Source organism: Streptomyces phyllanthi, from assembly GCF_009377205.1.
Lineage (GTDB): Bacteria > Actinomycetota > Actinomycetes > Streptomycetales > Streptomycetaceae > Streptomyces > Streptomyces phyllanthi.
Map to the genome: position 1 here is coordinate 1 of NZ_VJZE01000342.1, position 10,137 is coordinate 10,137.

General features: G+C 70.0%; 11 protein-coding genes. 7 read left to right on the plus strand and 4 right to left on the minus strand.

Annotation, left to right across the window (positions count from 1 at the left end; all coding sequences use genetic code 11):
- Nucleotides 1-213: 213 nt before the first annotated feature.
- On the plus strand, nucleotides 214-966 hold the full coding sequence (locus tag FNH04_RS33315; RefSeq protein ID WP_322724575.1) for an ATP-binding protein: 753 nt from the start codon (nucleotides 214-216) through the stop codon (nucleotides 964-966).
- 222 nt (nucleotides 967-1,188) lie between these two features.
- Here the strand turns inward: FNH04_RS33315 and FNH04_RS33320 are convergent, their stop codons facing one another.
- Complete coding sequence (locus tag FNH04_RS33320; RefSeq protein ID WP_152789581.1) at nucleotides 1,189-1,623, minus strand: GNAT family N-acetyltransferase; 435 nt, start codon at nucleotides 1,621-1,623, stop codon at nucleotides 1,189-1,191.
- A gap of 302 nt (nucleotides 1,624-1,925) precedes the next feature.
- On the opposite strand from FNH04_RS33320, the gene FNH04_RS33325 reads away from it, so the two are divergent.
- A complete protein-coding gene (locus tag FNH04_RS33325; RefSeq protein ID WP_322724577.1) occupies nucleotides 1,926-2,696 on the plus strand; it encodes a response regulator transcription factor in 771 nt (256 codons plus the stop codon).
- On the opposite strand, the gene tamR is transcribed toward FNH04_RS33325, so the two are convergent.
- Nucleotides 2,655-3,152, minus strand: a complete 498-nt coding sequence (gene tamR / locus FNH04_RS33330; RefSeq protein ID WP_152789583.1) for a MarR family transcriptional regulator TamR — start codon at nucleotides 3,150-3,152, stop codon at nucleotides 2,655-2,657. The genes FNH04_RS33325 and tamR overlap by 42 nt on opposite strands.
- A 124-nt stretch (nucleotides 3,153-3,276) precedes the next feature.
- On the opposite strand from tamR, the gene FNH04_RS33335 reads away from it, so the two are divergent.
- The 4 genes from FNH04_RS33335 (at nucleotide 3,277) to FNH04_RS33350 (ending at nucleotide 6,527) form a co-directional block, all read left to right on the plus strand.
- Nucleotides 3,277-4,122, plus strand: coding sequence for a trans-aconitate 2-methyltransferase (locus FNH04_RS33335; RefSeq protein WP_152789584.1), 846 nt, complete (start codon nucleotides 3,277-3,279; stop codon nucleotides 4,120-4,122).
- On the plus strand, nucleotides 4,119-4,481 hold the full coding sequence (locus FNH04_RS33340; protein WP_322724579.1) for a VOC family protein: 363 nt from the start codon (nucleotides 4,119-4,121) through the stop codon (nucleotides 4,479-4,481). The genes FNH04_RS33335 and FNH04_RS33340 overlap by 4 nt, the downstream gene beginning before the upstream one ends.
- A gap of 173 nt (nucleotides 4,482-4,654) precedes the next feature.
- On the plus strand, nucleotides 4,655-5,515 hold the full coding sequence (locus FNH04_RS33345; protein WP_322724581.1) for a PaaX family transcriptional regulator: 861 nt from the start codon (nucleotides 4,655-4,657) through the stop codon (nucleotides 5,513-5,515).
- 151 nt (nucleotides 5,516-5,666) lie between these two features.
- Complete coding sequence (locus FNH04_RS33350) at nucleotides 5,667-6,527, plus strand: alpha/beta hydrolase family protein (protein WP_152789585.1); 861 nt, start codon at nucleotides 5,667-5,669, stop codon at nucleotides 6,525-6,527.
- A 245-nt stretch (nucleotides 6,528-6,772) separates the two neighbouring features.
- On the opposite strand, the gene FNH04_RS33355 is transcribed toward FNH04_RS33350, so the two are convergent.
- Entirely contained in the window at nucleotides 6,773-7,438 is a 666-nt protein-coding gene (locus FNH04_RS33355; RefSeq protein WP_322724582.1) for a TetR/AcrR family transcriptional regulator, read from the minus strand.
- Nucleotides 7,439-7,445: 7 nt separating this feature from the next.
- Nucleotides 7,446-8,477 (minus strand): acyl-CoA desaturase, encoded by a 1,032-nt coding sequence (locus tag FNH04_RS33360; protein WP_152789586.1) that lies wholly within the window; start codon nucleotides 8,475-8,477, stop codon nucleotides 7,446-7,448.
- A gap of 313 nt (nucleotides 8,478-8,790) precedes the next feature.
- Between FNH04_RS33360 and FNH04_RS33365 the strand changes: the two genes are divergently transcribed.
- Nucleotides 8,791-10,137: phosphoenolpyruvate carboxylase (locus FNH04_RS33365; protein ID WP_322724585.1), on the plus strand; the 1,347-nt coding region annotated here is incomplete at its 3' end.

The following is a 10,137-nucleotide window of genomic DNA, read 5'->3' on the forward strand; positions in this document are numbered from 1 at the left end:
CTACGACCCCATCGACGGCACCGCCACCCCCCTCGTCCGCCCCTACCTCGCCGCACACGAACGCGAGGAGAAGACCCGGCTCCAGCGGCTGCGCCGCGACACCCGCTGGTGCGCCACCTACGGCGTCGACCTCGACACCCGTGACATCCACGCATGGCTGGAGGCGGCGTGACGTACGACGAGCGTCGTCGCGTTGGCTCCTGTGCTGAACCAGTGCCGACGACGAGCCGTGTCTACTTGCCGAGGGACAGTGCCGGGTTTCTGTCGCGGTCGGCGGAGCTGGTCGACGACGTGCGACTCGGGCTCGCGGATCGGCTGCTGGGCAGGGCGCAGGAGGTGATCTCGGTGCCGGAGACAGGCCACGGTGAACTCCGGGCGCTCGTCGAACAGTTGGCGGGTGGCCCCCGTGACGCGCTGCTCATCGCTGAGAGCCGGAGTGCTCGCCTGTCCCAGGGGGAGGGCTCCGCAGCGACCGTTCACGATGCCCTGGCGCACGGCCCCGCCTCACCCGAAGCGCTCGGGCTGCGCTCGTTCCCCGGTGGGGACCTCGTCTCCGCGCGCGCCGCCCGGCACTACGTCCGGGACACCGCTCGCTCCTGGGGTCTGCCCCGGGGTGCCGTGGAGGACATCGAAACGGTGACGGGTGAGCTCATGGCGAACGCCCTGGAGCACAGCGACAGCGAGACCATCTCGGTCACCCTGACCTGCACTGCCGGGGCAGTCGTCGTCAGCGTGACCGACCAAGGCCAGGACCGAGGCCGCCTACCGGGGTCCGAGCGGGTTTCCGGGCCAGTGTCCGAACCGATCAGACCGCAGCCGCAGAGTGGCCCGCAGTCGGACCAGGAAGACGGGCGCGGCCTGCTGATCACCGACGCGCTGTCCGCCCGGTGGGGAACGCGGTGGACGGGCAAGGGCCTGACGGTCTGGGCCGAGGTCGTCGCCGATCTCCGGGAGCCCGTCCGCTGATCGTCGCGGTCACTTCGGGCCCCTCATGCCGGAGATGCTGTTGGCGAATCCGGAGATGAGGTTAATTGGCTTCTCAGTCCCAGCGACACGCCGTGAAAGCGGTGTGTCGCTGGGACTCGCGAGCCACTCGGCGACCCTACGACGGTGCATTCGTCAACAGCAGCTGCTGGATGAGGGGCCCGGCCGGCCGTAGGAAACGACCGGTGGAAACAGGCGGCCCGCTCACCCCAACCGCTTCGTCAACGTGTACTCCATAACCCCCGGCGGATAGTCCGGAACCACCCCCACCACCTCGTACCCGTGCCTCTTGTAGAAGCCCGGGGCCTGGAAGTCCCACGTCTCCAGGCGGGCGTTACGGCAGCCGTGCCGCGCCGCGGCCACCCGTTCCGCCTGCGACAGGAGGCGGGAGCCGATCCCCGCCCCCCGGTACCGCTCCTCGACCCAGAGGTACGTGACGTGGAGCCAGGTCGCCCAGGTGTGGCCGACGAGGCCTCCGGCCAGAGTGCCCGCAGGGTCCAGTGCCCAGACGTGGAGCGGAGTCTCGCGTTCGCCGGGGGTTCCGCGCAGGGAGCGGAGTACCGGAGAGGCCGAGGTGTCCGCCTCCCGTAGCCGGGAGCGCAGCAATTGGCTACGCTCCTTGTCGACTTCTGTCTCCATACGAAACATACAGCTCACCATAAACGCGCAGGCCAACCAGTTCTGCAAATAACCTTCCGCTCCTCGCCACCGGCCTTACCCTGATGAACAGCGCCGGTGGGGGCCGGTGCTGATCAGGGGGCGAGACAGCCGGGTACGACGCCCGGAGTGGGGGTAACACTTCCAGCACGGCGGCGGCCGTGCGGTGCGGCGCCCCGTCCCAGGTGGAAACCGGGGAGTGCTCCGAGCGCCGTACCTGCGCCGGTCGTCCCCCGACAAAGGGGTATCCCCGGCTCTTCAGGAGCTTGGGGAAGGGGGTTTCAGTGGTTCGCATCCGAGTTCTGGTCGTCGACGACCACCGTATCTTCGCCGAGTCGCTCGCCGCCGCCCTGGCCGCAGAGCCCGACGTCGACGTGTCCGCGGCCGGCAGCGGCCCCGCCGCACTGCGCTGTCTGGACCGCGCGGCGGCGGAAGGCCGCAAGTTCGATGTGCTGCTGGTCGACGCCGATCTGGGAGGCAACGCTCCCGGGTCACGTCCGGCCGCCGTACCCGTACAGGACGGCAACGAGGACGGGCTCGTCGACGGGATCTCACTCGTCGCCGGAGTGCGATCGGGGCAGCCGAGCGTACGGACCGTCGTCCTCGCCGAGAAGGACGACCCGCGCCGCGCCGCGCTCGCGCTGCAGGCGGGGGCCTCGGGGTGGGTCGCCAAGGACTGTTCGCTGTCCCGGCTGCTCACCGTCGTCCGGGGCGTGCTGCGGGACGAGACGCATCTGCCGCCCGCGCTGCTCACGGGTGTGCTGCGGGAGCTCACCGCCGCCCGCAAGCACCGCACCGAGAGCGAACGGCTGGTCGAGTCCCTCACACCGAGGGAGCGGGAAGTCCTGCGGTGCATGGTGGCGGGGCTGGGGCGCAAGGCCGTCGCCGAGCGCCTGTACCTGTCCCCGCACACCGTCCGGACCCATATGCAGAACGTCCTCGGGAAGCTGGGCGTGCACAGCACCCTCGCCGCCGTCGCGCTCGCGCGGCGCGCCGGTGTCGGACCCGTCGACCTAGCCGGGGATGTTGTCGAACGGGGCGGTCAACTGGCGTAGCAGCGCGGCCAGTTCGCCTCGCTGGGCGCGCGACAGCTCCGCGAGGATCGCGCGCTCCTGGTCGAGGAGGCCCGCCAGCGCCTGGTCCGCCCTGTCCCGGCCCTCGCCCGTCAGGCGGACCAGTACGCCCCTGCGGTCGCTGGGGTCGGGCAGTCGCTCCACCAGGCCCTTCTTGGCCAGGCGGTCGATACGGTTCGTCATCGTGCCCGAGGTGACCAGCGTCTGCGTGAGCAGCTGCCCCGGGGAGAGCTGGTACGGCGTCCCCGCGCGCCGGAGCGCGGTCAGCACATCGAACTCCCACGGCTCCAGCTGGTGCTCGGAGAACGCCAGACGGCGCGCGCGATCCAGGTGCCGGGCCAGTCTGCTCACCCGGCTGAGTACTTCCAGCGGCTCCACGTCGAGGTCCGGGCGCTCCCGGCGCCACGCAGCGACCAGCCGATCGACCTCGTCCTCCATAGCGATCAGTGTAGTGGTTGTGTCGATGTGAAGTCTCTTGATGTCGAGTGTATTTGGGGTAAGTTTCTTGACGTCGAGAGAGCTGCTCTGTCACGGTTGCGAGGTGACTTGAGGAGGTACCGCCATGCCCGCCACCGTCCCTGTCTGGGACCCGCGCCAGTACCTGCGCCACTCCGGCCACCGCGCCCGCGCCTTCGTCGACCTGCTGGCCCGCGTGCCCGAACTCCCCGAACCCGCCCCGTCCCGCGCCGGGCGCCCCCGCATCGCCGACCTCGGCTGCGGACCCGGCAACGTCACCCGCCTGCTCGCCGACCGATGGCCCACGGCACACATCACCGGCCTGGACACCTCCCCGGAGATGCTCGCCGAGGCCGCGCCCCTCGCCGGCCCCACCCCGGGCGGCGGCCACCTCGACTTCGCGCCCGCGGACGTCACCACATGGGCACCCCCGGAGCCGTACGACCTGATCGTCAGCAACGCCACCCTGCAGTGGGTACCCGGCCATGTCACACGCTTCCCCGCCTGGGTGGAGGGCCTGGCCCCCGGCGGGGTCCTCGCCTTCCAGGTGCCCGGCAACTTCGACTCGCCCAGCCACCGGCTCATGCGCGAACTCGCCCGCTCCGCCCGCTGGAAGGACCGGCTGGGCGCGACGCTCCGCCACGACGACGCCGTACTGGCCCCGGCCGCGTACCTGCACCGGCTCGCCGGCCTCGGCTGCGAGGTGGACGCCTGGGAGACGACGTACGCGCATCTGCTCGAAGGCGAGGACCCCGTCCTGGACTGGGTGAAGGGGACCGGGCTGCGGCCGGTCCTCACCGACCTCGGCGAGGACGCCGAACCCTTCGTCGCCGAGTACCGGGCCCTGCTCCGCGAGGCGTACCCGGCCACGGAGCACGGCACGGTGTTCCCGTTCCGGCGCGTCTTCGTCGTGGCCCGGAAGCCCGGGCGCGGAGAGGCGGAGGGGCGGTGATCAGCGCTGTCGATCACGTGCTGCTCACCGCGCCGCCGGGGTCGGAGGGGCAGCTGCGCTCGTACTACGTCGGCGTCCTCGGGATGGCCGAGATTCCCAAGCCGCAGGCGCTCGCCGTGCGCGGGGGCTGCTGGTTCCGGTCCGGGGAGGTCCAGCTGCACCTGGGGATCGAGACAGACTTCCGTCCGTACGGGAAGGCTCACCCGGGGTTCCGGGTGCGGGACATCGAAGCGTACGCGGACCGGCTCGCCGCGTACGGTGCGCCGGTCACCTGGGACGACGCCCTCCCGGGCCACCGGCGTTTCTACTCCGAGGACCCGGTGGGCAACCGGCTGGAATTCCTGGAGCCGACCGGCTGAGTCTCGTCCCTCGCGCACTCGACATTGTGCAGATTGTTGACGGCTGATAGACGTCCGCCTACTTTCTCGGTGTTCCTCCCCGTCCACGGGAGACCGCTCTTCACCGGCGGCCGCTGAGGAGCGCGTACGGCCGTCCGTTCCTCCCCTAGCGGGCGGCCGTACGCTTGAGCGCTGTGGAGGACGACACCCTGGACGCGACCGCCGCAGACACCGACGCGAGCGGGGCTCCCCAACTGCGTCCCCAGACCCTCGTGTTGACCTTCTACGGCAACCACGTGCTGGAGGAGGGGAACCACGGCGTCTACTCGGGCAGCATCATCGACGTGCTGGGCCGCGTCGGGACGAGCGAGCAGGCGGTACGGTCCACGCTGACGCGGATGGTCAACCGGGGGCTGCTGAGGAGGCAGCGCGAGGGCCGGAAGATGTTCTTCGGGCTCACCCCGCACGCCGCGGACATCCTGAGGGACGGCGGCCGTCGCATCTGGGAGCACGGTGCGGTGAACGAGGACTGGGACGGCTCCTGGACCCTGCTCGGGTTCTCGCTCCCCGAGTCCTGGCAGCGCCAGCGGCACGACCTGCGCTCCCGGCTCACCTGGTCCGGGTTCGGCGCCCTGTACAGCGGGCTGTGGGTCGCGCCGGGGCACGCCGACGTCCGCGGCATCGTGTCCGAGCTCGGCCTCGACGCGCACGTCAAGGTCTTCCACGCGCGCGCCGACGAGTTCACCGACATCGGGCTGATGATTCGGGAGAGCTGGGACCTGGAGACGCCGGCCGCGCGGTACGTGGCCTTCGATGAGCGCTGGGCGGACGGCGAGCTGGCCTCCGGCGATCCGATCGCGAGCCGGTTACGGCTGGTCGCCGAGTGGCTGCGGATCATTCGCACCGATCCACGGCTTCCGGTGGAGCATCTACCGCCGGACTGGCCCGCGCGGCGGGCCCAGGAGACGTTTCGGCGCACTGCCCGGCAGACGGAGGGGCCGGCTCGGAAGATGGCGAGGGAGGTCTTGGAGACCATGGTTTTGCGCTCCGCTTGAGGGCGGGGTGGCCGCCGAGTTCCCCGCGCCCTCGTCCGGCACTTCCCTGGGCCTCTGTGTGCGGCTTTCCCCGCGGTGTCGCAGCGGATCAGTCGGTGAACCGATCGGGTGGAAGGCAGACGGTGCCAGGGACGTCTCCTACGATGCCGCCATGACGATCTCCGGGCAGGAAGAGCCGCTGGTACGTGTGCTGTACGACGAGTCCCGCCGTGATCTGCGGGAGCCGGGCCGTCCGCGGCCTGTTCGTCTCTACGTGTGGGAACCGCGCGATCCGGTGGCCGTCCCGGCTCCGCTGGTCGTGATCTCGCACGGCTCCGGGGGTTCGGGGAGCGACATGGGGTGGCTGGTGCATCCGCTCGTGGAGTCGGGGTTCCGTGTGGCCGCCCTCGACCACCACGGCAACAACTTCGTCGACGGCTACGAGCCGGAAGGCTTCCTCCATGTCTGGGAACAGCCCCGGGACATCACCTTCGCCCTCGACGCCCTCGCCCGGGAACAGCCCCTGGGCCCGGTCGGCGCGGCGGGATTCTCCATGGGCGGGTACACGGTGGCGGCGCTCGCAGGGGCCCGAATCGACCCGCAGGTCCTGCTGGGCATAGCGATGGGAGCGGCACCCATGCCGGCGCTCCCCGAATTCCCCGACGCGCTGGACGCGCTGCTGAAGAAGTACTCGGAGCTCGAGTTGCTGAGCGCGCTGGAGAGTGCCGCGGCGGACCTCTCCGACCCCCGAATACAGGCGGTGTTCCAAGTGGCCCCCGGAATCGGCCGCTTCCTGACACCGGAGAGCCTCCGAACCGTGCGCGTGCCGGTGGAGATCCGTTGGGCCGGCGCCGACACGATCAGCCCGTACGAGGAGGACACCAGACCGTATCTGGAACACATCCCCACGGCGGACGGCTGCTCGGCCGGTCCCGACGTCCGTCACGAGGACTTCATCGGGCCGGACCCCGCGGCCGTCCGCCTCCGGGTCGGCAAGGAGGTGACTGCCTTCTTCGTGCAGCACCTCGCTTGATCGCGGCAGCGACACCCAGGGGGTGGGGCCGCCCCCAACCAGTAGCCGGTGGCTGACCGGCTGCTCATGAGAGCGCCGGATTCATAGGCTCGTCCACATGACGGAACGAACGGCACACGCAGTCACGGCCGGCGCTCTCACTCTGGGCGCCGCAGCCACCGGCCCACCGCATGCGCCCCGGGAGCAGTGGCCGCCACCGGTCCCCCACTCGAACGGCACCGGTCAACCAGCCGGCACCCGAACCCTCAGCTCTTCCGGTGCCCGATCAACCGCGGCTTCTGCTCCAGCCCGTCCAGCCCGTGCCACGCCAGGTTCACCAGATGCGCCGCGACCTCGGCCTTCCTCGGGCGGCGGACATCCAGCCACCACTGACCCGTCAGGGCGACCATGCCGACCAGGGCCTGCGCGTACAGGGGAGCCAGCTTGGGGTCGAAGCCGCGGCTCTTGAACTCGCGGCCCAGGATGTCCTCCACCTGTGTCGCGATATCCGAGATCAGCGAGGCGAAGGAGCCCGTCGACTGGGGAATGGGGGAGTCACGGACCAGGATGCGGAACCCGTCCGTGTACTCCTCGATGTAGTCCAGGAGCGCGAAAGCCGCCTGCTCGCACAGTTCGCGCGGGTGACCGGCCGTGAGGGAGCTGGTCACCATGTCCAGCAGACAGCGCATCTCGCGGTCCACCACCACCGCGTACAGCCCCTCCTTACCGCCGAAGTGCTCGTACACGACCGGCTTGGAGACCCCGGCCTTGGCCGCGATCTCCTCCACCGACGTGCCCTCGAAGCCCTTCGCGGCGAAGAGGGTGCGACCGATCTCGAGGAGCTGCTGTCGTCTCTCGGCACCCGTCATCCGGGTTCGGCGAGGGCGCCGCTGCTTGTCGCTGCTGGAGGTACTGCTCGAGTCGGTCGCCACCCGTCAATCATGCCGCCTCGGCGGTCTCCTTCTGGTGCCGAGAGCTGTCCTGACCGGTGTTCCGGCGCGAATCGATACGCGAGCGTGACGGCCAGCGCACGTCGTACGCCCAGCCGAGCAGTTCGAACCAGCGGATCAGACGCGCCGAGGAGTCGATCTGGCCGCGCTCCACACCGTGCCGCGCCGAGGTCGGGTCCGCGTGGTGGAGGTTGTGCCAGGACTCGCCGCAGGACAGGACCGCCAGCCACCACACGTTGCCCGAGCGGTCACGCGACTTGAACGGGCGCTTGCCGACCGCGTGGCAGATCGAGTTGATCGACCAGGTGACATGGTGGAGGAGGGCCACCCGGACCAGCGATCCCCAGAACAACGCCGTGAACGCGCCCCACCAGGACATCGTGACCAGGCCGCCGATCAGCGGAGGGAGGGCAAGGGACACGAACGTCCACAGGATGAACTGCCGGCTGATCGTGCGGATCGTCCTGTCCTTGATCAGATCCGGCGCGTACTTGTCCTGCGGTGTCTGCTCCTCGTCGAACATCCACCCGATGTGGGCCCACCACAGGCCCTTCATCAGCGCCGGAACCGTCTCGCCGAACCGCCACGGCGAGTGCGGGTCACCCTCCGCGTCCGAGTACTTGTGGTGCTTGCGGTGGTCGGCCACCCAGCGCACCAGCGGGCCCTCCACCGCCATCGACCCCGCGATCGCCAACGCGATCCTCAGCGGACGCCTGGCCTTGAACGAGCCGTGCGTGAAGTAGCGGTGGAAGCCGATCGTGATGCCGTGGCAGCCCAGGAAGTAGAAGAAGACCAGCAGACCGAGGTCCAGCCAGCTCACCCCCCAGCCCCAGGCCAGCGGTACCGCCGCGATCAGCGCGAGGAACGGGACGGTGATGAAGAGGAGAAGGGTGATCTGCTCGATCGAGCGCTTCTGCTCGCCGCCCAGCGTGGCCGAGGGCAGTGCGGTGTCGGTGGCCTTGGTTCCCTTGGGATCGGGCGCATTCGGGGCGTCTTCGATCACATCGGAGCTTGTGGTCATGGGGCGTCCCCTGGGGGGTCGAGGGTGGAGGCAATTGCCTGCGGCAACGGCCTGTGGGGACGGGTCGCGTTCCCTACGGTTCCGTAACCTACGGCATCGTAAGTATGGCAGCGCGGCGGCCTGCGGCAAGAGCCCGAAAATCTGCGCGTCCGCATGGACACCTATCCTTGGAACTGGTCGGACAGCGCGGTCCGCTCTGAATACTGCCCGGATGACCGGTCGCCGAAGCGACCACCCCGCCGTGGCCCAGCCGCGCGACCCACACCCGGGTTCCCCTCCCAGACGAGCTTCAACACTGCAAGGAGCCGCACCTGTGAGCAGTGCCGACGACCAGACCACCACGGTCAGCACCGAGCTGCGCGCCGACATCCGGCGCCTCGGCGACCTACTCGGCGAAACCCTCGTACGACAAGAGGGCCCCGAACTCCTGGACCTGGTCGAACGTGTCCGCCGACTGACCCGCGAGGACGGCGACGCCGCCGCCGAACTGCTGCGCGGAACCGAACTGGAGACCGCCGCCAAGCTGGTCCGCGCCTTCTCCACCTACTTCCACCTGGCCAACGTCACCGAACAGGTCCACCGCGGCCGCGAACTGCGCGCCAAGCGCTCCGCCGAAGGCGGACTCCTCGCCCGCACCGCCGACCGGCTGAAGGACGCCGACCCCGACCACCTGCGCGCCACCGTCCGGAACCTCAACGTACGGCCCGTCTTCACCGCCCACCCCACCGAGGCCGCCCGCCGCTCGGTCCTCAACAAGCTGCGCCGCATCGCCGCACTCCTGGAAACCCCCGTCATCGAGTCCGACCGGCGCCGCCACGACATCCGGCTGGCCGAGAACATCGACCTCGTCTGGCAGACCGACGAACTCCGCGTCGTCCGCCCCGAACCCGCCGACGAGGCCCGCAACGCCATCTACTACCTCGACGAACTCCACGCCAACGCCGTCGGCGACGTCCTCGAAGACCTCACCGCCGAACTCGAACGCGTCGGCTTCACCCTCCCGGACGACACCCGCCCCCTCACCTTCGGCACCTGGATCGGCGGCGACCGCGACGGCAACCCCAACGTCACCCCCCAGGTCACCTGGGACGTCCTGATCCTCCAGCACGAACACGGCATCAACGACGCCCTCGACCTCATCGACGAACTCCGCGGCTTCCTGTCCAACTCCATCCGCTACGCCGGAGCCACCGAAGAACTCCTGGAATCCCTCCAGGCCGACCTCGAAGCACTGCCCGAGATCAGCCCCCGCTACAAGCGCCTCAACGCCGAGGAGCCCTACCGCCTCAAGGCCACCTGCATCCGGCAGAAGCTGGAGAACACCAAGCAGCGCCTCGCCAAGGGCACCCCCCACGCACCGGGCCGCGACTACCTCGGCACCAGCGAACTCCTCACGGACCTCACCCTCATCCAGACCTCGCTGCGCGAACACCGCGGCGGCCTCTTCGCCGACGGCCGCATGAACCGCACCATCCGCACCCTCGCCGCCTTCGGCCTCCAACTCGCCACCATGGACGTACGCGAGCACGCCGACGCCCACCACCACGCCCTCGGCCAGCTCTTCGACCGCCTCGGAGAGGAGTCCTGGCGCTACGAGGACATGCCCCGCGAGTACCGGCACAAGCTCCTCGCCAAGGAACTCAGGTCCCGGCGCCCCCTC

What these genes read in the sequence shown, in the direction of transcription:
- FNH04_RS33320 (WP_152789581.1), bottom strand. Translation starts at nt 1,623, where the DNA reads ATGGAGACAGAAGTCGACAAGGAGCGTAGCCAATTGCTGCGCTCCCGG.
- FNH04_RS33335 (WP_152789584.1), top strand. Translation starts at nt 3,277, where the DNA reads ATGCCCGCCACCGTCCCTGTCTGGGACCCGCGCCAGTACCTGCGCCAC.
- FNH04_RS33350 (WP_152789585.1), top strand. Translation starts at nt 5,667, where the DNA reads ATGACGATCTCCGGGCAGGAAGAGCCGCTGGTACGTGTGCTGTACGAC.
- tamR (WP_152789583.1), bottom strand. Translation starts at nt 3,152, where the DNA reads ATGGAGGACGAGGTCGATCGGCTGGTCGCTGCGTGGCGCCGGGAGCGC.
- FNH04_RS33360 (WP_152789586.1), bottom strand. Translation starts at nt 8,477, where the DNA reads ATGACCACAAGCTCCGATGTGATCGAAGACGCCCCGAATGCGCCCGAT.